General features: G+C 60.4%; 22 protein-coding genes. 16 read left to right on the top strand and 6 right to left on the bottom strand.

What is annotated here, in order from left to right; all coding sequences use genetic code 11:
* Positions 1-370: 370 nt before the first annotated feature.
* Positions 371-1702: a CoA transferase gene (locus AC1D2Q_RS12805; protein WP_477813412.1), complete on the bottom strand. Its 1332-nt coding sequence runs from the start codon at positions 1700-1702 to the stop codon at positions 371-373.
* 466 nt (positions 1703-2168) lie between these two features.
* Here AC1D2Q_RS12805 and AC1D2Q_RS12800 point away from each other — a divergent pair, with 466 nt between their 5' ends.
* A complete protein-coding gene (locus AC1D2Q_RS12800) occupies positions 2169-2531 on the top strand; it encodes a DUF6124 family protein (protein ID WP_477813411.1) in 363 nt (120 codons plus the stop codon).
* Between the two features lie 146 nt (positions 2532-2677).
* Here AC1D2Q_RS12800 and AC1D2Q_RS12795 read toward each other — a convergent pair whose 3' ends face one another.
* Both AC1D2Q_RS12795 and gap read right to left on the bottom strand, forming a co-directional pair.
* Positions 2678-3142 carry a methylglyoxal synthase gene (locus AC1D2Q_RS12795; RefSeq protein WP_064616377.1) on the bottom strand — a complete coding sequence of 155 codons (465 nt, stop codon included), beginning with the start codon at positions 3140-3142 and terminating at the stop codon, positions 2678-2680.
* An 18-nt stretch (positions 3143-3160) separates the two neighbouring features.
* Positions 3161-4162 carry a type I glyceraldehyde-3-phosphate dehydrogenase gene (gene gap / locus AC1D2Q_RS12790; RefSeq protein ID WP_007934706.1) on the bottom strand — a complete coding sequence of 334 codons (1002 nt, stop codon included), beginning with the start codon at positions 4160-4162 and terminating at the stop codon, positions 3161-3163.
* Positions 4163-4381: 219 nt separating this feature from the next.
* Between gap and edd the strand changes: the two genes are divergently transcribed.
* From edd to AC1D2Q_RS12735, 11 genes are all read left to right on the top strand, one after another.
* The gene (gene edd / locus AC1D2Q_RS12785) at positions 4382-6208 is read left to right on the top strand and encodes a phosphogluconate dehydratase (RefSeq protein ID WP_305409972.1); all 1827 of its coding nucleotides are present in this window, start codon (positions 4382-4384) and stop codon (positions 6206-6208) included.
* The gene (locus AC1D2Q_RS12780; protein ID WP_477813410.1) at positions 6205-7158 is read left to right on the top strand and encodes a glucokinase; all 954 of its coding nucleotides are present in this window, start codon (positions 6205-6207) and stop codon (positions 7156-7158) included. Before edd ends, AC1D2Q_RS12780 begins: the two co-directional genes overlap by 4 nt.
* A 101-nt stretch (positions 7159-7259) precedes the next feature.
* Positions 7260-7991 carry a response regulator gene (locus AC1D2Q_RS12775; RefSeq protein ID WP_477813409.1) on the top strand — a complete coding sequence of 244 codons (732 nt, stop codon included), beginning with the start codon at positions 7260-7262 and terminating at the stop codon, positions 7989-7991.
* Entirely contained in the window at positions 7981-9450 is a 1470-nt protein-coding gene (locus tag AC1D2Q_RS12770; RefSeq protein WP_477813408.1) for an ATP-binding protein, read from the top strand. Before AC1D2Q_RS12775 ends, AC1D2Q_RS12770 begins: the two co-directional genes overlap by 11 nt.
* 224 nt (positions 9451-9674) lie before the next feature.
* Positions 9675-10934 (top strand): D-mannose isomerase, encoded by a 1260-nt coding sequence (locus tag AC1D2Q_RS12765; protein ID WP_477813407.1) that lies wholly within the window; start codon positions 9675-9677, stop codon positions 10932-10934.
* 117 nt (positions 10935-11051) lie between these two features.
* The gene (locus tag AC1D2Q_RS12760) at positions 11052-12353 is read left to right on the top strand and encodes an ABC transporter substrate-binding protein (protein WP_428632057.1); all 1302 of its coding nucleotides are present in this window, start codon (positions 11052-11054) and stop codon (positions 12351-12353) included.
* A gap of 183 nt (positions 12354-12536) precedes the next feature.
* Positions 12537-13445, top strand: a complete 909-nt coding sequence (locus AC1D2Q_RS12755) for a carbohydrate ABC transporter permease (protein WP_018926470.1) — start codon at positions 12537-12539, stop codon at positions 13443-13445.
* Positions 13438-14283 (top strand): carbohydrate ABC transporter permease, encoded by an 846-nt coding sequence (locus tag AC1D2Q_RS12750; RefSeq protein ID WP_019581464.1) that lies wholly within the window; start codon positions 13438-13440, stop codon positions 14281-14283. Before AC1D2Q_RS12755 ends, AC1D2Q_RS12750 begins: the two co-directional genes overlap by 8 nt.
* A gap of 2 nt (positions 14284-14285) precedes the next feature.
* Positions 14286-15446, top strand: coding sequence for an ABC transporter ATP-binding protein (locus AC1D2Q_RS12745; protein WP_477813406.1), 1161 nt, complete (start codon positions 14286-14288; stop codon positions 15444-15446).
* 129 nt (positions 15447-15575) lie between these two features.
* Positions 15576-16922 (top strand): carbohydrate porin, encoded by a 1347-nt coding sequence (locus tag AC1D2Q_RS12740; protein ID WP_477813405.1) that lies wholly within the window; start codon positions 15576-15578, stop codon positions 16920-16922.
* A gap of 118 nt (positions 16923-17040) precedes the next feature.
* Positions 17041-17940 carry a D-hexose-6-phosphate mutarotase gene (locus tag AC1D2Q_RS12735; RefSeq protein WP_477813404.1) on the top strand — a complete coding sequence of 300 codons (900 nt, stop codon included), beginning with the start codon at positions 17041-17043 and terminating at the stop codon, positions 17938-17940.
* A gap of 56 nt (positions 17941-17996) precedes the next feature.
* Here AC1D2Q_RS12735 and AC1D2Q_RS12730 read toward each other — a convergent pair whose 3' ends face one another.
* Positions 17997-18857 (bottom strand): MurR/RpiR family transcriptional regulator, encoded by an 861-nt coding sequence (locus AC1D2Q_RS12730; RefSeq protein ID WP_172901244.1) that lies wholly within the window; start codon positions 18855-18857, stop codon positions 17997-17999.
* Positions 18858-19084: 227 nt separating this feature from the next.
* Here AC1D2Q_RS12730 and zwf point away from each other — a divergent pair, with 227 nt between their 5' ends.
* From zwf to AC1D2Q_RS12710, 4 genes are all read left to right on the top strand, one after another.
* Positions 19085-20554, top strand: coding sequence for a glucose-6-phosphate dehydrogenase (zwf, locus tag AC1D2Q_RS12725; protein WP_477813403.1), 1470 nt, complete (start codon positions 19085-19087; stop codon positions 20552-20554).
* Complete coding sequence (gene pgl, locus AC1D2Q_RS12720; protein ID WP_477813402.1) at positions 20541-21254, top strand: 6-phosphogluconolactonase; 714 nt, start codon at positions 20541-20543, stop codon at positions 21252-21254. The genes zwf and pgl overlap by 14 nt, the downstream gene beginning before the upstream one ends.
* 17 nt (positions 21255-21271) lie before the next feature.
* The gene (locus AC1D2Q_RS12715; protein WP_018926462.1) at positions 21272-21937 is read left to right on the top strand and encodes a bifunctional 4-hydroxy-2-oxoglutarate aldolase/2-dehydro-3-deoxy-phosphogluconate aldolase; all 666 of its coding nucleotides are present in this window, start codon (positions 21272-21274) and stop codon (positions 21935-21937) included.
* Between the two features lie 210 nt (positions 21938-22147).
* The gene (locus tag AC1D2Q_RS12710) at positions 22148-22873 is read left to right on the top strand and encodes an intradiol ring-cleavage dioxygenase (protein ID WP_428632050.1); all 726 of its coding nucleotides are present in this window, start codon (positions 22148-22150) and stop codon (positions 22871-22873) included.
* 2 nt (positions 22874-22875) lie between these two features.
* On the opposite strand, the gene AC1D2Q_RS12705 is transcribed toward AC1D2Q_RS12710, so the two are convergent.
* Together AC1D2Q_RS12705 and AC1D2Q_RS12700 are read right to left on the bottom strand one after the other, a co-directional pair.
* Positions 22876-24057, bottom strand: a complete 1182-nt coding sequence (locus tag AC1D2Q_RS12705; RefSeq protein WP_477813401.1) for an aminotransferase class V-fold PLP-dependent enzyme — start codon at positions 24055-24057, stop codon at positions 22876-22878.
* 25 nt (positions 24058-24082) lie between these two features.
* The gene (locus AC1D2Q_RS12700; protein ID WP_007949456.1) at positions 24083-24319 is read right to left on the bottom strand and encodes a DUF3820 family protein; all 237 of its coding nucleotides are present in this window, start codon (positions 24317-24319) and stop codon (positions 24083-24085) included.
* Positions 24320-24385 lie beyond the last annotated feature (66 nt).

The following is a 24385-nucleotide window of genomic DNA, read 5'->3' as shown; positions in this document are numbered from 1 at the left end:
TGACTCCAGTGCAGGAGAAGAGAGGCAACAGCGTAGTTCTGTTGGCTGTTCAATCAACYGACATAGATCAGTGCATGGGCACATTCCATTGTTATTGAAAGACTTATGTATCTTTGTCGGGCATACAGATGTTGATGTGAAAAAGCAGGCGCCGAAGCTATAGATTATTCAGCGATAAATAAAAGACGCTGATCGAGACTAATTGATTAAGGTTATTTCGCTTTATCTATTTAGTTAAAAGTCACTGCTTTGCAGCGTTGAGGTATTTGCAGTGACTGTTCTGGCCTCATCGCGGGCAAGCCACGCTCCCACAGGATAGGATCACGCTGTACCTGTGGGAGCGGGCTTGCCCGCGATAGTTATCTGATGATCACCACCACTGCGCGCGATGGGCGCCCAATTCCCCGGCTGGCAGCGCCCACTGCAGTGGCGTCCCGGTGATCTTCAACGGCACCTGCAACCGATGGGCCGGCCCCCACGGTGTTTGCTCGAGTAACACCCCTTGATCGTTGGCATCCTCCGCCGGCAACGGCTCATGGGTCCCGGCGCCATGCTCGATCACCAACTTCGCCGTTCGTGCCAGCGACAAGCGCGCAGAGCCACCGTGCCCCAATAGCTTGATCGCACTGGCCGCCATCAAATACCCGGTGGCGTGATCAAGGGCCTGGACCGGCAGCGGTGTCGGTTTATCCGCCTTCTTCCAGTGCATGCCCGCGTCGGCAATCCCGCTGCTCATCTGCACCAGGCTGTCGAAGCCGCGACGGTTCTGCCAAGGGCCGCTCCAGCCATAAGCGTTGAGGCAAACATCGATCAGGCCGGGGGCCAGTGCCTGGCGTTGGGCGGTGCCGTAACCCAGGCGTTCCAAGGCATCGGCGCGGTAGCCGTGGAGCAGGATGTCGGCGTCTTTGAGCAGGCTTTCGAACACCGCGCGATCAGCCTTGTCGTGCAGATCCAGGCGCGCACAGCGCTTGCCCAAGGTCACTTCCGGCACCACCCCCGGTTCGTTCCAGGTCGGTGGATCGATGCGCAGTACGTCGGCGCCGAGGCCTGCGAGAAAGCGGCTGGCGATCGGGCCGGCGAGCACTCGCGTGAGGTCCAGCACCTTGATCCCGGCCAACGGTTGCGCCACCGAGCCTTGCCACGGTTTGGCGGTTTGGTTGCCACCGACGCTGAACTGAATCAACGGCTCGGCGTTCACGGCCCGACCTTGGGGGTGAGCTTGCCATTGCTTCCAGCTGCGCATCTCGGCGGCGCAACCACCGGCCTCGACCACCGCCTGTTCCAGATCGCTTTTCGCCCACTGAGCCACTTTGCTCGCCATCGCTGTGCGGTCGGTGCAGGCGCCGAGCACTGATTCCGCAGCTTCGCGGTGATGGGGCGCGTTGGTGTGCAGGCGGATCCAGCCATCCTTGGTCGCGTAGTCGCCGGCAACCGGGTCCCACAGCGGCGGGACGCTCCAGCCCACGGGGCGGATCGAGGTGGCGAACCAGAACGACGCCAGGCGGCGGTCGACTTCAAGGCTGGGCAAGCGACCGGTTTGTTGATGCAGCAGTTCGCTGGCGGCCTGGCCGGCGGCGGCAATGCTGGCGCAGGCCAGATCGGTCACGGCAAATGCCGAGGGCAGGGCGCCGCTCGAGGTGAACGGGATTGGGGTGTGAGGCAAGCCGAGTGCGGCTTGAATGGACGTGAGTAAATCAGTCATCGAAGGCCCTCCGGAACGAGAGCCCGAGCATAGTTCAAAAAGACGGCTCGGCCAGATGAAATCCTGTGGGAGCAAGACCAATCTGTCAGGGTATTCATCGATTTCCGAGCGCCAATACACACGATCCAGAATGAATGTTTAACGACACCCTGTGTTACGTCCTAAAGCCCACGAAACCTTGCGCCGTTGCCTACGCCTGCGCCAGAATCCGCCGGCTTGTGCGCCTTGGGGCCGGTCGGTAACTTGATTCGCATCACTGATTCCCAGTGATCGGGTTTAGCAGCCCGGCTCTTCATCCCGGTTGTACAAGTCTTATCCAGTCAGGCATTCGCCTGCGCTCGATGGTGGCTGTGCGCATGGCACCTTCGGGTGCGCCGGGTTTGGGGTTACCGGTCTGCTAACTTGCGCACAGCTGCCACCCTTTCGTTTAGCAGCGAGATGGTTGCGGCCTTACTGGAGATACCCCATGTTCAAAGTAACGCCTAATCCACCGGTCACAGACCCGGTCTCCCCCTACGAATCCCCCGATTCCAGAAAACTCAACGAAGCCGCCGAGCGCGCCCTCGACCATTACCTCAACCCGGCGGCCACGGTCATGGCCACACCCTACCAACCCAACAAGCTGTACCTGGCCAACCCGGCGGCCGCCACCGAGCCGATGCTGGTCAACGCCAGCGAAACCCTGGGCTCGGCCACCGTCATGCTCAACGACTTCGCGGCTTTGCTTGAAGGCACCCACCGCAAAACCCTGCTGGGTATCGCGCAGGTGGTGATGTTGGCTGAACTGGCTGTGAATCAGGTGCTGGATAAGGTGGTGCCGACTGAGTAATTCCCAGTGGCCGGGGGGGGGCTGTTGGCTGAGTTCAGAATTTGAGTTGGCTGACTTGACGCCTTCGCGGGCAAGCCCGCTCCCACAGGGATGTGTATTGCCCTGTGGGAGCGAGCCTGTTGTCACAGAGGATTTATGCCAGCGCTTTACCCGCGCCCCTGCAGATAGGTCGCGTAATCCGGGATGCGGTGTTCGTGAGCCTGATCCATCAACGGGCTGCTGAGCAGGTAGTCGGCGCTGCATTCGTTGCAGGCCACGGGGATGTTCCACACCGCCGCGACCCGCAGTAATGCCTTGATGTCCGGGTCGTGGGGTTGCGGTTCGAACGGGTCCCAGAAGAACACCAGCATGTCGACCCGCTGCTCGGCGATTTGCGCGCCGAGCTGCTGGTCGCCGCCCAGTGGACCGCTGATCATACTTTCTACCGGCAGGCCGAGGCGTTGTTGCAACAACAACCCCGTGGTGCCGGTGGCGACCAGTTCATGCTGCGCGAGTTTGTCTTTCTGTCGCTCGGCCCAGTCCAGCAAAAACACTTTGCAGTGGTCATGGGCGACCAGGGCGATACGCTTGCGCGCCGCCATGGTCTTATGCGTAAAGCTGATACCGATCATCGGTTGCTGCTCCACGGTTTACTCTGCGTTGCAGAGCGCCAGGCAGTTATCGAGCATGCGGTTGGAGAAGCCCCACTCGTTGTCGTACCAGGCCAGCACTTTGAGCAGCTTGCCGCTGGACTTGGTGTGGTTGGCGTCGAAGATCGACGACAGCGGGTTGTGGTTGAAGTCGCTGGATACCAGCGGCAGGGCGTTGTAGCCGAGAATCTTCGAGTGCTGGCTGGCTTGTTTGAGCAGCGCATTCACTTCATCGGCCGACGCTTCGCGCTTGAGCTGCACGGTCAGGTCCACCAGCGACACGTTGATCACCGGAACACGCACTGCCATGCCGGTCAGTTTGCCCGCCAGTTCCGGCAGCACCAGGCCTACCGCTTCAGCGGCGCCGGTCTTGCTCGGGATCATGTTCTGGGTGGCGGAACGGGCGCGGTACGGGTCGGTGTGGTAGACGTCGGTCAGGTTCTGGTCGTTGGTGTAGGCGTGAATAGTGGTCATCAGACCGCTTTCGATGCCCAGCTCGCGGTGCAGCACCTGGGCCACCGGGGCCAGGCAGTTGGTGGTGCACGAGGCGTTGGAGATGATCTGGTGCGACTGGCGCAGAATGTCGTGGTTAACCCCATAAACCACAGTGGCGTCGGCGCCTTTGGCCGGGGCCGAGATGATCACTTTGCGCGCGCCGGCCGTAATATGGGCGGCGGCTTTGGCACGGTCGGTGAACAGACCGGTGCATTCGAACACGACGTCGACCTTCTCCGCGGCCCAGGGCAGTTCGGCCGGGTTGCGAATGGCGCTGACCGAAATACGGTCGCCGTTGACGGTCAGGCTTTCCTGATCGTGCTGGACATCGGCATCGAATGTGCCGTGAACGGTGTCGTACTTGAGCAGGTGAGCATTCATCGAGCTGTCGCCCAAGTCATTGATTGCCACGATCTGCAGATCCTGACGATAGCCTTGGGTATACAGTGCGCGCAGGACATTACGGCCGATACGGCCAAAACCATTGATTGCGATTCGAAGAGTCATTTACAGCGCCGCCGTAGTTTTGTTGTTGGAATTACAAGATTATTCGCAAAAAAATAGAAAACAAGCCTTTTTAGTGGCAATATTTTGTTTTATCTACAACGAGTGGCCTGAATCAACTGGTCCGAATGATCAAGAAAGCCGTCTGTCATCCCGATCACAACGGCGTTTGATCAGCATAGACAATCAGGTCGCCACATCCGTTAGCCTGGAGTTCTACACATGCATCCCCGCGTCCTTGAGGTCACCGAACGGCTTATCGCCCGCAGCCGCGCCACGCGTGAGGCTTACCTTGCATTGATCCGTGGCGCCGCCAGTGACGGCCCGATGCGTGGCAAGCTGCAATGCGCCAACTTCGCCCACGGCGTGGCCGGATGTGGCAGCGACGACAAGCACAGCTTGCGGATGATGAACTCCGCCAACATCGCAATTGTTTCGTCATATAACGACATGCTCTCGGCGCACCAGCCGTACGAAGTCTTTCCTGAACAGATCAAAAAAGCCCTGCGCGAAATCGGCTCCGTCGGCCAGTTCGCCGGTGGCACCCCGGCCATGTGCGATGGTGTGACCCAGGGCGAACCGGGCATGGAACTGAGCCTGCCGAGCCGCGAAGTGATCGCGCTGTCCACCGCCGTGGCGCTGTCCCACAACATGTTCGACGGCGCGCTGATGCTCGGCATCTGCGACAAGATCGTGCCGGGCTTGATGATGGGCGCGTTGCGCTTCGGTCATCTGCCGATGATTTTCGTGCCGGGCGGGCCGATGGTGTCGGGCATCTCCAACAAGCAGAAAGCCGATGTGCGCCAGCGTTACGCCGAAGGCAAGGCGACCCGCGAAGAGCTGCTGGAATCGGAGATGAAGTCCTACCACAGCCCTGGCACCTGCACTTTCTACGGCACCGCCAACACCAACCAGTTGCTGATGGAAGTCATGGGCCTGCACTTGCCGGGCGCCTCGTTCGTCAACCCGAACACGCCGTTGCGCGATGCCCTGACCCGCGAAGCGGCGCATCAGGTCACGCGCTTGACCAAGCAGAATGGCAACTTCTTGCCGATCGGCGAAATCGTCGACGAGCGTTCGCTGGTCAACTCGATCGTGGCCCTGCACGCCACCGGCGGCTCGACCAACCACACCTTGCACATGCCGGCCATCGCCATGGCCGCAGGCATCCAGTTGACCTGGCAGGACATGGCCGACCTCTCCGAGGTGGTGCCGACCCTGAGCCACGTGTACCCGAACGGCAAAGCCGACATCAATCACTTCCAGGCGGCGGGCGGCATGTCGTTCCTGATCCGCGAACTGCTGGAAGCCGGCCTGCTGCATGAAAACGTCAACACCGTGCTCGGCCACGGCCTGAGCCGCTACACCCAGGAACCGTTCCTCGATAACGGCGAGCTGGTTTGGCGCGAAGGCCCGATCGAAAGCCTCGACGAAAACATCCTGCGCCCGGTGGCTCGCGCATTCTCGGCAGAGGGCGGTTTGCGGGTGATGGAAGGCAACCTCGGCCGTGGCGTGATGAAAGTCTCGGCGGTCGCCCTGGAAAACCAGGTCGTCGAAGCCCCGGCCATGGTGTTCCAGGACCAACAGGACCTGGCCGATGCGTTCAAGGCCGGGCTGCTGGAGAAGGATTTTGTCGCGGTGATGCGCTTCCAGGGCCCGCGTTCCAACGGCATGCCGGAACTGCACAAGATGACGCCGTTTCTCGGCGTGTTGCAGGACCGTGGCTTCAAAGTCGCGTTGGTGACTGACGGGCGCATGTCCGGCGCTTCGGGGAAAATCCCGGCAGCAATCCACGTCAGCCCCGAAGCTTATGTGGGCGGCGCTTTGGCGCGGGTGCGTGAGGGCGATATCATCCGCGTCGATGGCGTCAAAGGCACCCTGGAGCTTAAGGTGGACGCCGAAGAATTCGCAGCGCGCGAGCCGGCCAAAGGCCTGTTGGGCAACAACATCGGCACCGGTCGCGAACTGTTTGGTTTCATGCGCATGGCCTTCAGCTCCGCAGAGCAAGGCGCCAGCGCCTTTACTTCTGCCCTGGAGACGCTTAATTGAAACTGGCTTTGGTCGGTGACATCGGTGGGACCAACGCACGTTTCGCGTTGTGGAAAAACCAGCAACTGGAATCAGTCCAGGTGCTGGCGACGGCAGACCACGCCAGCCCGGAGGAAGCGATTGCGCTTTACCTGAGCGGGCTCGACCTGGCGCCGGGTTCGATCGGTTCGGTGTGCCTGTCGGTGGCGGGCCCTGTGAGCGGTGATGAATTCAAGTTCACCAACAATCACTGGCGGCTCAGTCGCAGGGATTTCTGCAAGACCTTGCAGGTGGATCAACTGCTGCTGGTCAACGATTTCTCGGCCATGGCCCTGGGCATGACCCGTTTGCAGCCGGGCGAGTTCCGGGTGGTCTGCGAAGGCACGCCGGAACCGTTGCGGCCGGCGGTGGTGATCGGTCCGGGTACAGGCTTGGGCGTAGGTACGTTGCTCGATCTGGGCGAGGGCCGTTTTGCCGCGTTGCCAGGGGAGGGCGGTCACGTCGATCTGCCGCTGAGCAGCCCGCGGGAAACCCAACTGTGGCAGCACATCTACAACGAGATCGGCCATGTCAGCGCTGAAACGGCGTTGAGCGGCAGTGGTTTACCGCGAGTCTACCGGGCGATCTGCGCGGTGGACGGCCATACGCCTGCGCTCGACACGCCTGAGGCGATCACCGCGGCCGGGTTGGCGGGTGATCCGATTGCCTTGGAAGTGCTTGAGCAGTTCTGCTGCTGGCTCGGTCGCGTGGCCGGCAACAATGTGCTGACCACCGGTGCTCGGGGTGGTGTGTACATCGTTGGCGGGGTGATTCCACGGTTCGCCGACTTTTTCGTTAAAAGCGGTTTCGCCCGGTGTTTTGCCGACAAGGGTTGCATGAGCGATTACTTCAAAGGCATTCCGGTGTGGCTGGTGACAGCGCCGTATTCCGGCCTGGTTGGTGCGGGCGTAGCGCTCGATCAGGCGCAGTAATGATCGTTCCCACGCAGAGCGTGGGAACGATCGACAGGCAACAAATTTCCAAGGTTCATCAGGCATAATCCACCTAATTCAAACAACAAGGACGCCGCCCCGTGAGCTCAGTCAACAAGTCGATTTTGTTGGTCGATGACGATCAAGAGATACGCGAGTTGCTGGACACCTACCTGACCCGTGCCGGTTTCCAGGTCCGCACCACGCCCGATGGCGCAGGCTTTCGTCAGGCGCTGAACGAGGCGCCGAGCGATCTGGTGATCCTCGACGTGATGCTGCCCGACGAAGATGGTTTCAGCCTCTGCCGCTGGATCCGCCAGCACCCGCGCCAGGCCCACGTGCCGATCATCATGCTCACCGCCAGCTCCGACGAGGCCGACCGTGTAATCGGCCTGGAGCTGGGCGCCGACGACTACCTCGGCAAACCCTTCAGCCCGCGTGAATTGCAGGCGCGCATCAAAGCTCTGTTGCGCCGCGCGCAGTTCGGTCAGGAGCGTTCCGGCGGTGAAGTGCTGGCCTTCGACGACTGGCGGCTGGACATGGTCAGCCATCGGTTGTTTCACACCGACGGCGAGGAAGTGATTCTCTCCGGCGCCGATTTCGCGCTGCTGAAACTGTTCCTCGATCACCCCCAGGAAATCCTCGACCGCGACACCATCGGCAACGCCACCCGTGGCCGTGACCTGATGCCGCTCGATCGCATCGTCGACATGGCGGTCAGCCGTTTGCGCCAGCGCCTGCGCGACACCGAAAAACCGCCGCGACTGATCCGTACCGTGCGTGGCAGCGGCTACCAACTGGCAGCCAACGTGGTTGCCAGCAATGGCCACTGAGTTCCTGCGCAAGCTCGCCGGGCGCGTGCCGGTGCCGCGCTCGCTGCTCGGGCGCATGTTGCTGCTGACCCTGTTGGCGGTGCTGTTTGCCCAGACGCTGTCGAGCGTGATCTGGGTTTCGCAACTGCGTGCTACCCAGCTCGAAGGCCTGGTCACCAGCGCCCGCAGCCTGGCCCATTCGATGACGGCCAGCGTCAGTTATTTCCGCTCGTTGCCGGTGGCGTTCAGGCCGCTGGTGCTCGACCAGTTGCGCAGCATGGGCGGCACCCGGTTCGTGGTGACCCTCAACGACAAACCCTTGGGGATGGAGGTGCTGCCGATTACCCCGCGCAAAGAAGCGGTGCTCAAAGCGGTGGACGAGGTGCTGCGCCAGTCGCTGGGCCAGGACGCCGATATTTCGGTGACGTTCGTCAGCCCCGAAGACCTGCGGATCTTCAATAGCGGGCTGAAACTCGATGAATTGCCACGCTCCTGGGCGCACTACGCGTTGACCCTGGAGCCAGTGAACCCGCCGGTGCTGGTCACGCAAATCCAGATGGCGCCGGGGGAATGGTTGTACATCGCTTCGTTGTTGCCCGAGCCCTACACCAGTCTCGAAGAGCAAGGCCTGCCGGCACAGCAAGTCTGGTTCATCGTACTCACCAGCGGCTTCTTGCTCCTGTTCATCGGCCTGCTGGTGCACTGGCAGAGCCGGCCGCTCAAGCGATTGGCGCGGGCGGCGCGGGACATGTCCCTGGGGGCCGACGTCGAACCGGTCGCTCAGGGTGGTGGCAGTGAAGTGGTGGAAGTCGGTCGCGCGTTCAATGCGATGCGTGAACGCATCAGCCGTTACCTGACCGAGCGCAGCCAGTTGTTCAGCGCGATTTCCCATGACTTGCGCACACCGATCACTCGGTTGCGACTGCGGGTCGAATTGCTTGAAGACGAAAAGCTGCAAGCCAAGTTCGGACGTGATCTGGATGAGCTGGAGTTGCTGGTCAAAGGTGCGCTGCAATGCGTGAAAGACACCGACATCCACGAAAACATCGAGCCGGTGGACCTCAATCATGTGCTCGACTGCCTGGTGGAGCCGTATCTGGCGCCTAACGGCAATGGCCGTGTGACTCAACAAGGGCGGGCGCTGCTGCCGTATCCCGGCAAGCCACTGGCACTCAAGCGCTGCATCGGCAACCTGATCGACAACGCCTTGAAGTACGGGCAGAACGCGCATCTGCACATCGATGATGACGAGAGCGCGTTCGTCCTGCATGTCGACGACGAAGGCCCAGGCGTGCCGGAGCAGCGGCTGGAGCAAGTGTTCGAGCCGCACTTCCGCCTGGCCGGGCAGCAGCAGGGTTATGGCCTGGGGCTGGGGATTGCGCGCAACATCGCCCATAGCCATGGCGGCGAAGTCAGCCTGCAAAACCTGCGTGAAGGCGGGTTGCGCGTGACGTTGCAGTTGCCGCGATCTGTCGATTGAGAAGATCAAAAGATCGCAGCCTTCGGCAGCTCCTACTGAGGAATCGCGTAAACACGTGAATATCGGGCGGACACAAATTCTGTAGGAGCTGCCGGAGGCTGCGATCTTTTGATCTTGCTTTCCTTTTGTCACAAGTCAGTGACAAAAGCCGCCCCCTTCGTTACCTGCCCGCCACCGACCGTTGTTTAGACTGGTCCCAGTCATAACAACAAAAAAGGTACCGCATGGACACCTTCCAACCCGCCTTCAGCAGTTGGCTGAACGCGCCTGCCCATCAGCAATGGCTCGCCGCCGAAGGCCTGCGCCTGCTGGCGTTTGCCAGGGCTTCAAAGCTTGCCGAAGGTTTCGGCAACCTTGATGAAAAGGGGCGCCTCCCAGCCAGCGCCCAAGCTGAAACCATGAACACCGCGCGCATGACCCACAGTTTCGCCATGGCCCACATCCAGGGCTTGCCGGGGTTCGCCGAACTGGTGGATCACGGCATCAAAGCCCTCAGCGGGCCGCTGCGTGACGCCGAACACGGTGGCTGGTTCGCCATGCCCGAACACCGCGACGGCAATACCGGCAAAGCCGCTTACCTGCATGCCTTCGTGGCGTTGGCCGCGAGTTCTGCGGTGGTTGCCCAGCGTCCCGGTGCGCAAGCCTTGCTCGATGATGCGATCCACATCATCGACAGCCATTTCTGGAGCGAGGAGGAGGGCGCCATGCGCGAGTCCTTCAACCGCGACTTCAGTGGCGAGGAAGCCTATCGCGGCGCCAACAGCAACATGCACGCCACCGAAGCCTTCCTCGCCCTGGCCGATGTCACTGAGGACCACCGCTGGCTGATTCGCGCCCAGCGTATTGTCGAGCGAGTCATTCACGAACACGCCGCCGCCAACGATTACCTGGTGATCGAGCATTTCGACCGCGACTGGCAGCCGCTGCGCGACTACAACCACGACAACCCGGCCGACGGTTTCCGTCCTTATGGCACCACACCGGGTCATGGTTTCGAATGGGCGCGGTTGTTACTGCACCTTGAAGCTGCGCGGGTGCAAGCCGGGATGCTCACACCGGGCTGGCTGGCCACCGATGCGCAAAAACTCTTCGAACACAATTGCCGTCACGGCTGGGACGTCGACGGTGCGCCGGGCATCGTCTACACCCTCGACTGGGACAATCGCGCGGTGGTTCGTCATCGTTTGCACTGGACTCATTGCGAAGCCAGCGCCGCCGCCAGTGCGCTGCTAAAACGCACCGGTGATGAGCAATACGAGCGTTGGTACCGACTGTTCTGGGAATTCTGTGACAGTCATTTCATCGACCGCTGCGATGGCAGCTGGCATCACGAGCTCGATCCGCTGAACCGCCCGAGCGCCGATATCTGGGCCGGTAAACCTGACCTGTATCACGCCTGGCAAGCCGTATTGATCCCGCGCCTGCCGTTGGCGCCGAGCATGGCCAGTGCGCTGGGGCAATTGTCCCAGAGCGCTCATGTGTAACCATGTGGTGACATTCGCGCGTCCCTTCGTTACCTGCGAAGGGCGATCCCCTGTTTAAAATCCTATGCAGCGCAAGCACCAGACTTGCATGCATAACAACAAGAAAGGTACTACTAGATGAATGCGATTTCTCGCCTCGCTACTGTCATTTCTCTCGCTTCACTGCTTCCCGTTGCTGCATTCCCGCTCAGTGCCCTTGCCGCCGATTCCAAAGGTTCGGTGGAAGTCGTTCACTGGTGGACGTCTGGTGGTGAAAAAGCAGCTGTCGATGTGCTCAAGGCTCAAGTCGAAAAAGACGGCTTCACCTGGAAAGACGGCGCAGTCGCCGGCGGTGGCGGTGCCACTGCCATGACCGTACTCAAAAGCCGCGCCGTGGCCGGTAACCCACCGGGCGTAGCGCAGATCAAAGGTCCGGACATTCAGGAATGGGCGTCTACCGGTCTGCTCGATACCGACGTCTTGAAAGACGCTGCCAAAGCTGAGAAGTGGGACAGCCTGCTCGACAAGAAAGTCTCCGATACCGTGAAGTACGACGGTAACTATGTGGCCGTGCCGGTGAACATTCACCGCGTCAACTGGTTGTGGATCAATCCGGAAGTCTTCAAGAAAGCCGGCATCGAAAAAGCGCCAACCACCCTTCAGGAATTCTACGCGGCCGGTGACAAGCTCAAGGCTGCGGGCTTCATTGCGCTTGCCCACGGTGGCCAACCTTGGCAGGACAGCACCGTGTTCGAAGCGGTGGTCCTGTCGGTCATGGGCGTCGATGGCTACAAGAAAGCCCTGGTCGATCTGGATAACGCGGCGCTGACCGGTCCTGACATGGTCAAGGCGCTGACCGAGCTGAAGAAAGTCGCGACCTACATGGACGCCGACGGCAAAGGCCAGGACTGGAACCTGGAGGCGGCCAAGGTCATCAACGGCAAGGCCGGCATGCAGATCATGGGTGACTGGGCCAAGAGCGAGTGGACAGCGGCCAAGAAAGTCGCCGGCAAGGATTACGAGTGCGTAGCCTTCCCGGGCACCGACAAGGCCTTCACCTACAACATCGACTCGCTGGCCGTGTTCAAGCAGAAAGACAAGGGCACTGCTGCAGCTCAGCAGGACATTGCCAAGGTCGTGCTGGGTGAGAGCTTCCAGAAAGTCTTCAGCATCAACAAGGGCTCGATCCCGGTTCGAAACGACATGCTGAGCGATATGGGCAAGTACGGTTTCGACTCCTGCGCCCAGACGGCTGCCAAAGACTTCCTGGCGGACGCCAAGACCGGTGGCCTGCAGCCGAGCATGGCGCACAACATGGCGACCACGCTGGCGGTACAGGGTGCTTTCTTTGATGTCGTGACCAACTTCATCAACGATCCGAAAGCCGATCCTGCCACTGCCGCCAAGCAACTCGGCACTGCCATTAAAGCGGCCAAGTAACCGTTAGCCGCGCATCCTCCCTGTGGGAGGGATTTTGTGGGAGCCGGGCTTGCCCGCGACGCAGACACCTCGGTTTATCAGTTGCACCGAGGTGATGCCATCGCAGGCAAGCCAGCTCCCACAGAAGCCCGCTCCCACAAGGGAAAGCGCTTGTAATCCTTTCTCTTCGTACTGGATCTTCCCATGAGTTCTGTTGCTGTGTTCAGCAAGGCCTCGCCGTTCGATGCACTGCAGCGCTGGCTCCCCAAGCTGGTGCTGGCGCCGAGCATGTTCATTGTTCTGGTGGGGTTCTATGGCTATATCCTGTGGACCTTCGTCCTGTCGTTCACCACTTCGACCTTCCTGCCGACTTACAAATGGGCGGGTCTGGCGCAGTACCAGCGGCTGTTCGACAACGATCGCTGGTGGGTAGCGAGCAAGAACCTGGCGCTTTTCGGCGGCATGTTCATCGGCATCACCCTGGTGATCGGTGTGTTGCTGGCGGTGTTTCTTGACCAGCGCATTCGTCGCGAAGGTTTTATTCGCACCATTTATCTGTACCCGATGGCGCTTTCGATGATCGTCACCGGTACCGCCTGGAAGTGGCTGCTCAATCCGGGCATGGGCCTGGACAAATTGCTGCGTGACTGGGGATGGGAAGGCTTTCGCCTGGACTGGTTGATCGATCCGGATCGCGTTGTGTACTGCCTGGTGATCGCGGCGGTATGGCAAGCCTCGGGTTTTATCATGGCGATGTTCCTCGCCGGTCTGCGTGGCGTTGATCAATCGATCATCCGTGCCGCCCAGATCGATGGCGCGAGCATGCCGCGCATTTACCTGAAAGTGGTGTTGCCGAGCCTGCGCCCGGTGTTCTTCAGCGCAGTGATGATCCTGGCCCACATCGCTATCAAGAGTTTCGACCTGGTGGCGGCAATGACCGCCGGTGGCCCGGGTTATTCCTCCGATCTGCCTGCGATGTTCATGTATTCCTTCACCTTCAGTCGCGGCCAGATGGGCATGGGCTCGGCCAGTGCGATTCTGATGCTCGGTGCGATTCTCGCGATCATCGTGCCTTACCTGTACTCCGAGCTGAGGGCCAAACGTCATGACTAGTTTCGCTGCCAAACCTGCCATCAGCCTGAGTCGCATCGCGATCTATGGCGTGCTGCTCCTTGCGGTATTGCTGTACCTGATACCGCTGGTGGTCATGCTGTTGACCAGTTTCAAGACGCCGGAAGACATCAACTCCGGCAACCTGCTGAGCTGGCCGACCGTGGTCAGCGGTATTGGCTGGATCAAGGCCTGGGGCACGGTTGACGGGTACTTCTGGAACTCGATCAAGATCACCGTTCCGGCGGTAATGATCTCCACGGCCATCGGTGCGTTGAACGGCTATGTGCTGTCGATGTGGCGCTTCCGCGGGTCGCAGTTGTTCTTCGGCCTGCTGCTGTTCGGTTGCTTCCTGCCATTCCAGACGGTCTTGCTGCCGGCCTCGTTCACCCTCGGCAAGATGGGCCTGGCCAGCACAACGACAGGCCTGGTGTTCGTGCACGTGGTCTACGGCCTGGCGTTCACCACGCTGTTTTTCCGTAACTACTACGTCAGCGTTCCCGATGCACTGGTGAAGGCGGCGCGGCTCGATGGCGCGGGGTTCTTCACCATCTTCCGCTTGATCATTTTGCCGATGTCCACCCCGATCATCATGGTCTGCCTGATCTGGCAGTTCACCCAGATCTGGAACGACTTCCTGTTCGGCGTGGTGTTCTCAAGCGGTGACTCGCAACCCATTACGGTGGCGTTGAACAACTTGGTCAACACCAGTACCGGGGCCAAGGAATACAACGTTGATATGGCGGCGGCAATGATCGCCGGGCTGCCGACCCTGCTGGTCTATGTGGTCGCAGGTAAGTATTTCGTGCGCGGGCTGACGGCCGGCGCAGTCAAGGGGTAATCATGGCTACGCTCGAACTTCGCAATGTAAACAAAACCTATGGCCCCGGTCTGCCGGACACCCTCAAGAACATCGAGCTGTCGATCAAGGACGGTGAATTCCTGATTCTTGTGGGCCCTTCGGGTTGCGGCAAATCGACCCTGATGAATTGCATCGCCGGCCTTGAGACCATCACCGGCGGCGCGATCATGATCGGTGACCAGGACGTCAGCGGCATGAGCCCCAAAGACCGCGACATCGCCATGGTGTTTCAGTCCTACGCGCTGTACCCGACCATGAGCGTGCGCGAAAACATCGCGTTCGGTTTGAAGATCCGCAAAATGCCCGCCGCCGATATCGACGCGGAAGTCGCTCGCGTGGCCAAGCTGCTGCAAATCGAACACTTGCTCAACCGCAAGCCGGGTCAACTCTCCGGTGGTCAGCAACAGCGCGTGGCTATGGGCCGTGCCCTGGCGCGTCGACCGAAGATCTACCTGTTCGACGAACCGCTGTCCAACCTCGACGCCAAGCTGCGGGTCGAGATGCGCACCGAAATGAAACTGATGCACCAGCGCCTGAAAACCACCACGGTCTACGTGACCCACGACCAGATCGAAGCGATGACCCTGGGCGACAAAGTGGCGGTGATGAAGGACGGGATCATCCAGCAGTTCGGTACGCCGAAAGACATCTACAACAATCCGGCCAACCTGTTCGTGGCGAGCTTCATCGGTTCGCCGCCGATGAACTTCATTCCCCTGCGTTTGCAGCGCAAGGACGGCCGTCTGTTGGCGTTGCTCGACAGTGGTCAGGCGCGCTGCGAATTGCCACTGGGCATGCAGGATGCCGGGCTCGAAGACCGCGAAGTGATTCTTGGCATGCGCCCGGAGCAGATCGTGCTGGCGAACGGCGAAGCCAATGGCCTGCCGACCATCCGCGCTGAAGTGCAGGTCACCGAACCGACCGGTCCCGACACCCTGGTATTCGTCAATCTCAACGACACCAAGGTCTGCTGCCGTCTGGCACCGGACGTCGCACCGGCTCCGGGCGAGACCCTGACGCTGCAATTCGATCCATCGAAAGTGCTGCTGTTCGATGCCAAGACCGGTGAGCGTCTAGGCGTTGCCGGCCTGCCAAAAGCCGAAGCTCACAGCGCCAACGTGGCCCAGTTCAAAGGCCGCTGAAGATCAAATGTGGGAGCGAGCAAGCCCGCTCCCACAGGGGGGATTAGTGGCGGATGGAGACATCCGTCGCAATCGATGTAAACCGCGTTAGATAAAAACAGTTAATAACAATAAAACGAGGATGTAGGGATGAAGAAGAAGAACAACGCTCAGCTGATCTGCCAATTGTCAGCGGTTGCGGCGATGATGCTGGCCGGTAGTGCGCACGCGGCTGACGCGTTCAGTGCCGATTCCCAGTGGATGACGGGGGACTGGGGTGGCGAGCGGACCAGGCTGATCGAGCAAGGTATCGACATCAAGGCCGACTATGTCGGTGAAGTGGGCGCCAACCTGCACGGCGGCTACAACGACGACAAAACGGCGCGTTACGCCGACCAGTTTGGTCTGGGCGTGGCGCTGGACCTGCAAAAACTGTGGGGCTGGGATAACACCCAGGCCAAGATCCAGCTCACCAACCGTAACGGTCAGAACATCTCCAATGACCGTGTCGGCGACCCGCGTGCCGGCACCTTGAGCTCCTCCCAGGAAGTCTACGGCCGTGGCCACATGGTCCGTCTGACCCAGCTGTGGATCAAGCACCAGTTCCTCGACGGGAAACTGGACGTCAAGGCTGGTTACTTCGGCGAAGGCGAAGACTTCAACACCTTCCCCTGCGAGTTCCAGAACCTGGCATTCTGCGGTTCCCAGGCGGGTAACTGGGCGACCGGGATCTGGTACAACTGGCCGGTCATGCAGGCGGCGATTCGCGTGAAGTACAACATCACGCCTGAGTTCTATGCGCAGATCGGTGCGTACAACCAGAACCCATCGCAACTTGAGCACGGTAACGGTTTCAAGCTCAGCGGCAGTGGCACCAAGGGCACCGTCTTGCCGGTTGAATTGGTCTGGTCGCCGAAGGTCAACAACCTGCCGGGCGAATACCGTGTCGGTTACTACAAGAGCACGGCCGACGCCAATGACGTCCGTAAAGACGACAACGGCAATGATGCAGCGACCACCGGCAATGCCTATCGCAGCCATGACAGCAAGCACGGCTACTGGTTCGTGGCGCAGCAACAACTGACCACCCATAACGGTGATGCTTCGCGCGGTCTGAACATCGCGGCCAACGCCACCTTCCACGACAAGGACACCAACTTCGTCGACAACTACCAGTCGCTGATGTTTGTTTACAAGGGGCCGTTCGATGCGCGTCCAAAAGACGACGTCGGGATCGGTTTCTCCCGTATCCATGTCAACGATGACGTGAAGAAAAACTCCGAGTTGGTCAACGCCGCCAATGGTGTCACCGACTACAACGATCCACTGTTCGCGCCGCTGCGCAGCACCGAATACAACTACGAGATCAATTACGGTTTCCACGTTACCAACTGGCTGACGGTGCGTCCTAACCTGCAATACATCACTCACCCGGGTGGTGTGGATGAAGTTGATAACGCGCTGGTCGCCGGCCTGAAAATTCAGTCGGTGTTCTAACGCTGTTGCGATAAGCTCCTCTCTATGTGCGCATATTTGCGGACGGCCAAGGCTGTCCGCTTTTTTTTGGGGGGACGGCGCACCCTCGGGTGACAGATGATTTTCAGGACCGTGGTACATGCTTGAGCATCCGCTACAACGCTTCTTCAAATCCTTGCGCGAACGTCCGGTGTTTGCGTGGGAGCGCTATCAGATGCGCGACGTGCTGGTAATCGACCATCCGTTGTGTCAGGCGGTGTTCAGTCGTCAGGGCGCGCAGTTGTTGCACTTCCAGCCAAAGGGTCAGAAACCCTGGTTGTGGTGCGCGGCGAAATGGCCGCATGTCGGTGCGATTCGCGGCGGCGTGCCGGTGTGCTGGCCGTGGTATGGCCGCCACCCAAGCGAAAACGCCTGGCCTTCCCATGGTTGGGCGCGCCTGCTCGACTGGAAACTGCTGGACAGCAGCAGTGACGACGATGGCGTGCGCCTGCACTGGCAGTTACAGCTGTGCGACTGGCAGGTGGACTTGCATGCGCACCTGGGCGAACGCATGGATTTGCACCTGAGCACCGAGCATCAGGACGACATGCCGTGCCAGCTGAGCCAGGCGTTGCACGCCTATTGGCGTATTGGCGACGTCGGTGAGATAGCGCTGTCTGGGCTCGACGGGGCGCAAGGTTATGACCAGTTGAATCGTCAGGTTTGCCAGCAGAAAGGTGAGTTGCGGGTCGAGGGTGGTTGTCAGCGCGTGTTCCAGCATGACGGCGAATTGCAGCTCAAGGACCACGCCTGGCAGCGCGAACTGTGCATCGACACTGGTGATCATGCGGACACGGTGGTCTGGCATCCCGGCTCGCGGCCATTGCTGGGCGTGAGCTGGAATGAGATTTCCGAGTTTGTCTGTGTGGAAGCGGCCAGCGGCGGTACCGACAGCCTGTGCCTGGCACCGGGGGAGCGGGCGCATTTGAGTTTGCAGGCGCGGGTGATCGTTCCCACGCTCTGCGTGGGAATGCCTCAAGAGACGCTCCGCGTCCAGTGACGCGGAGCGCCACGGGCTGCGTTCCCACGCGGGAGCGTGGGAACGATCATGGTGGGTTAATTAAACTCATCGCCAATCGGATACCGACTGGCATTGAGGCTTTCCTTGATCTTGCGCAAATGCGGCTGGAAATCCACGCCACGACGCAAGGTCATGCCGGTGGCGAGCACATCGAGCACGGTCAGCTGAATGATCCGCGAGGTCATCGGCATGTAAATGTCGGTGTCTTCGGGCAACGGAATGTTCAGGCTCAAGGTACTGGCCTTGGCCAGCGGCGAGCCCTCGGCGGTCAATCCCAGCACCGAAGCGCCGTTTTCCCGGGCGATGCGTGCCACTTCCACCAGTTCGCGGGTACGGCCGGTGTAGGAGATGATCACGAACAACTCACCGGTGTGGGCCACCGAGGCAATCATGCGCTGCATCAGCACATCGGCATGGGCGGTCACTGCCAGGTTGAAGCGGAAGAACTTGTGCTGCGCATCCAGCGCCACCGGGGCCGAGGCGCCAAGGCCGAAGAAGTGGATCTGCCGGGCCTGGATCAACAGGTCGACGGCACGGCTGATCAGGTTCGGGTCCAGTGCCTGGCAGGCGCTGTCCAGGGACGCGATGGCGCTGCCGAAGATCTTCTGGGTGTAAGCCTCGGGGTTGTCGTCGGCTTCCACCGCACGGCTGACATACGCCGCGCCGCTGGCCAGGCTCTGGGCCAGCTGCAGTTTCAGTTCAGGGTAGCCGCTGACACCGAATGAGCGGCAGAAACGGTTGACCGTCGGCTCACTGACCGACGCGGCCTGGGCGAGGGCGGCGATGCTGAACCGGGTCGCCTGCTGTGGGTTGAGCAGGATCACTTCGGCGACTTTGCGTTCTGCCTTGTTCAGGTCTTCGAGGCGACTCTGGATCTGTTCCAGTAAATTTCGCACGCGGTCCATATGGGGTTCCTAAATTCACCTGCGCAAACAAGCGCTCGGCTATGCAAATTGGGCCTTTGATACGGCCCATAACGGTGGCCTATCCTACTGATGGCTCCGACCGACCACCACTCGGAATCTATATTTTGCGAAAATGTTGTGGTTATTACTACATTTTCCCTTGAGTGATGCCTTGAAAAAAGGTATTTGTAGCTTAACTTGATAAAAGAACAAACATCATGCCTTCGATTACGGTTGAACCGTGCACCTTTGCCTTGTTCGGCGCTCTCGGCGATCTAGCCTTGCGCAAGCTGTTTCCTGCCCTTTATCAACTCGATGGCGCCGGCCTGCTTCATGAGGATACGCGCATTATCGCGCTGGCCCGTGAACCTGGCACCGAGCAACAGCACCTGGCGTTCATCGCCACCGAGTTGCGTCGCTACGTGGGCGCCAAAGAGCTGGATGAAGCCGTGCTCGAGCGCTTCCTGGCCCGTTTGAGTTACCTGCATGTCGACTTCCTCAAGGCTGACGATTACGTCGCCCTGGCCGAGCAGGCCGGCAGCGCCCAGCGGGTGATTGCCTACTTCGCCACGCCGGCGGCGGTTTACGGTGCTATTTGCGAGAACCTGTCGAAGGTCGGCCTGACCGAAAACACCCGCGTGGTGCTGGAAAAACCCATCGGTTCGGACCTGGAGTCCTCGCGTAAGGTCAACGATGCCGTGGCGCAGTTCTTCCCGGAGAACCGCACCTACCGCATCGACCACTACCTGGGCAAAGAGACCGTACAAAACCTGATCGCCCTGCGTTTCGCCAACAGCCTGTTCGAAACCCAGTGGAACCAGAATTACATCTCCCACGTGGAAATCACCGTGGCCGAGCAGGTCGGGATCGAAGGCCGTTGGGGTTACTTCGACAAGGCCGGCCAGCTGCGGGACATGATCCAGAATCACCTGCTGCAGTTGCTGTGCCTGATTGCCATGGACCCGCCGGCCGACTTGTCCGCCGACAGCATCCGCGACGAGAAAGTCAAAGTCCTCAAGGCACTGGCGCCGATCAGCCCGGAAGGCCTGACCACTCAAGTGGTGCGCGGCCAGTACATCGCCGGTCACAGCGAAGGCAAGTCGGTGCCGGGGTATCTGGAGGAGCCTAACTCCAACACCCAGAGCGACACCGAAACCTTCGTTGCCCTGCGTGCCGACATTCGCAACTGGCGTTGGGCCGGGGTGCCGTTTTACCTGCGCACCGGCAAGCGCATGCCGCAGAAGCTGTCGCAGATCGTCATCCACTTCAAGGAACCGTCGCACTACATCTTCGCTCCCGAGCAGCGCTTGCAGATCAGCAACAAACTGATCATCCGCCTGCAACCGGACGAAGGCATTTCCTTGCGTGTGATGACCAAAGAACAAGGCCTGGACAAGGGCATGCAGCTGCGCAGCGGTCCGTTGCAGCTGAATTTTTCCGACACCTGGCGCAGCGCACGGATTCCCGATGCCTACGAGCGGTTGTTGCTGGAAGTGATGCGTGGCAATCAGAACCTGTTTGTCCGTAAAGATGAAATCGAAGCTGCGTGGAAGTGGTGTGACCAGTTGATCGCCGGGTGGAAAAAGTCCGGTGATGCGCCCAAGCCGTACGCGGCCGGGTCCTGGGGGCCGATGAGCTCTATTGCACTGATCACGCGGGACGGGAGGTCTTGGTATGGCGATATCTAAATTGAAACTGCCTCAGGGCGTCAGCGCCCATGAGTTCAAAAGCCCGGTGCTGCTGGCCGAAGGCCTGGCGTTGACGGTAGCCAGACAACTGAGCGAAGCAATTGCCGCACAAGGCGCCGCGACGCTGGTGGTGTCCGGTGGGCGCAGCCCGGTGGCATTTTTCCAGCACCTGGCCAAGCAGGCGCTGGACTGGTCGAAGGTGGTGGTCAGCCTGGCTGACGAGCGCTGGGTGCCGGTGGAGCATGCCGACAGCAATGCCGGTCTGCTCAAGCGTTACCTGTTGCAAGGGCCGGCGGCCAAGGCCCAGTTCCTGAGCCTCTACAGTGCCACCGCCAACCTGGAACAGGCCGCCGAGCAGGCTGATCGCTTGCTCGCCGAATTGCCGGCGATCGATGTGCTGGTGCTGGGCATGGGCGACGACGGTCACACCGCATCGCTGTTTCCCAACAGCCCGAACCTGGCCGACGCCTTGAAAATCGACGGCAGCCGTCGCTGCTGGCCGATGCTGGCGCCGACCGTGCCGCATCAGCGCCTGACCATGAGTCGCGCGCTGCTGGCTTCGGCCAGGCACACCGTTCTATCGATTTCCGGTCAGTCCAAGCTGACCACCCTGAGCGCCGCACTGGCCGGTGACGATGTCGCCGCCATGCCGATTCGGGCGTTTCTGCAACCTACGTTAGAGATTTACTGGTGCCCATGAACCAAGGATCAGCCGCTATGACAAACACATCCCCGACCGTTTCCATGGCGGACAAAGTTGCCCTGATCGACAGCCTCTGCGCCAAGGCGCGGATCCTGCCGGTGATCACCATCGCTCGCGAACAGGACGTGCTGCCGTTGGCCGACGCCCTGGCCGCCGGTGGCCTCACGGCGCTGGAAGTGACCCTGCGTTCGCAGTTCGGCCTCAAGGCGATCCAGATCCTGCGCGAGAAACGTCCGGAGCTGGTGACCGGTGCCGGTACGGTGCTCGATCGCAGCATGCTGGCCGCTGCCGAAGCCGCCGGTTCGCAATTCATCGTGACGCCAGGCATCACCCGTGACCTGCTCGAAGCCAGTGTCGCCAGCCCGATTCCGCTGTTGCCGGGCATCAGCAACGCCTCCGGCATCATGGAAGGCTATTGCCTGGGTTATCGCCGCTTCAAGCTGTTCCCGGCGGAAGTCAGCGGCGGCGTGGCGGCCATCAAGGCCCTGGGCGGCCCCTTCGGCGAAGTTAAATTCTGCCCGACCGGCGGTGTCAGCCCGGCCAACATCAAGAGCTACATGGCGTTGAAAAACGTGATGTGCGTGGGCGGTAGCTGGATGCTTGACCCCGAGTGGATCAAGAACGGCGACTGGGCCCGCATCCAGGAGTGCACCGCCGAGGCATTGGCGCTGCTGGACTGATCTGATTTACCGGATTTACCAAACACTTCGTTGTGTGTTCTACGGCTTTACGGTGCGCTTGGTCGGTGCACCGTTTTTTTTTTGCCTGGTGAAAATCCCTGTGACTGTCGAAATGCTCTTTGTGGGACCGACATCACGCGATACATAGTTACCGCATCTCGCCGCACGTCCAGCGTTAATCTGCGTTCATCTTATGGAAGAGAGAGCGTCATGGACGACAACACCTCGGCTGCATCCCCACTACCGGTTCATCAACTGTCACCTGAGCAGGTCGCCGGTCCGTATTTTCGAAACCCGAAACTGATCAGACGAAACATCAGCGAAGGCATGGACGGCGTCCCCTTGGTGCTGCGGCTCACGATCATCGATGCCATGACCGGTCAACCGGTTACCGGGGCATTGGTCGATATCTGGCATTGCAATGCGCGCGGGGCGTATTCGGGCTGGAGCAAGGTCAACCCGGATAAGGAAGTCGATGTGGATGATATCGGGTCGATCCCGCGCACCGACGACGATACCTACCTGCGTGGTGGGCAATTCACCGACAAAATGGGCATCGTGCGGTTTACCACGATTTATCCGGGGTTCTATGCCGGCCGCGCTTTGCACATTCACGTCGCGGTACGCATCACGGCCGGTAATAACTATCTGGAAGAGCGGCACGTCGCCTGGGTCGGCCAGCTTTACTTTCCCGAGGTCGCATCAAGGTCAGTGCTCAACGCCCGTGAGTACAGCGGTCGAGCCGTCTCACCGCTGACCAATGCGCAGGATATGTTTCATCAGCGCATGGGAGGCGAGGCCTCGACCCTGAACATTCATACCATCGGTCGAGACTCGAATGAAGACGGCTTTTTCGGGCACATGACCATCGGCGTCGATACGTTTGCGGTGTCATCGCAAATCAAGCCCGAGGACTTCGACAAGTACACCGTGTGACGTCAGCGTAATTCACTCAGCGCCCGGGCCAGCCCATCCATGTCGGCTGCGGTGGTGGTGAGCCCCGGCGTAATGCGGATGCATGGGCCACATGCCGCGCCGCTGCGCACCACGGTAAACAGGTTGTAGTCGTTGAGCAGGCGCTCGACCATCACTTGTTGGTCGGCATGCCGGGTAAAGCGCATCGAGGTGATGCCGCAATACAGGCGTGGGTCATCCGGGGTCATGACTTCGATCCCCGGTAACGCCCAAACGGCATCGACCCAGCGGTTGCGCAGGTAGTTGAGTCGTGCGCCCTTGGCGACAGAACCGCCCATGGCGCAATGTTCTTCGAACACCAGCGGCAGGGTCAGCAGGGCTGGAATGTTCGGGGTGCTGTACGGCGTGCGGGCACGAATGTCGGTGACCGGGAAATGCATTTCGCCCATATCCGGGTCGATGTCGGCCAAGCGCTCGGGCGCGATGTAAATGAAGCCGAGAGTCAGCGGCGCACCGATCCATTTGTGCAGGTTGTAGCCGGCAAAGGCTATGCCCAGTTCATCAAGATTGAACTCGATCTGGCCCAGGGCATGGGCGCCGTCAAGGATCACATCGATGCCATGCTCCCTGGCGGCAGCGGCAATCGCCTGCACCGGCATCACCAGGCCGGTGCGATGGGTGACGTGGGTCAGGGCCATCAGTTTCAGTCGTGGATAATGCACGAACGCTTCGCGGTACGTGGCCAGTAAGCTGTCGAAACTGGCGGGGTGACTGTGCTCGATCTCGATCACTTCCACGCCTCGATAGCGGGCCAGCCAACGAATCGCGCTCTTGACCGTGTCGTACTCCAGATCGCACAGCAGGACCTGGTCGCCCGGTTCCAGGCGATTGTAGTTGCGGATCAGCGATTGCAGGCCGTCCGAGGCATTGCGGGTGAAGGCAACGGCTTGGGCCGGGGCGTTGATCAGTTTGGCCAGCTGCGCGCGAATCTTGACGCTTTCGCCCTGTTCGAAGCGCTGGCGCACATGCACCGAGTTGCCGCCGTTGATGAGCTCGATGTTGCGCTGATACTCCTCGACCACGGTGCGTGACATGCGCCCGAAGTAACCGTTCTCCAGGTTCAGGGGGCCGGGTTCGACAGCGTAGCGGTCGGCAAAGGTCTGCCAAAAGGCTTCATCACGGGCACGGCGGGCGTTATCGGGCATGGGGATACTCGGTCAGAAGGGCAGGTCAGTGACGAGGGGCAGGTTTGCCGTGCTTGGCGCGCAGCGGTTCGAGCAGTTCCGACAGACCGTTGTGGTCGATTTCCTGCATCAACGCCAGCAAACCGCCCAACTCACCGTGAGGGAAACCTTCGCGAGCGAACCAGTTCAGGTACTGGCCGGGCAGGTCGGCGATGATCCGGCCTTTGTACTTGCCGAAGGGCATTTCGCGGGTAATCAGCAGTTCGAGCTTTTCGGGATTCATCATCAGTCGTCTTGATTCAAAGCAGTCTGGAAAATACAGGCATTCTGCATGCAGGCCAATTGACAG

It is taken from the genome of Pseudomonas sp. P1_A1 (assembly GCF_056406935.1).
Note: the sequence above shows the minus strand (reverse complement) of the source record. Positions and strands in the feature narration are given on the sequence as shown.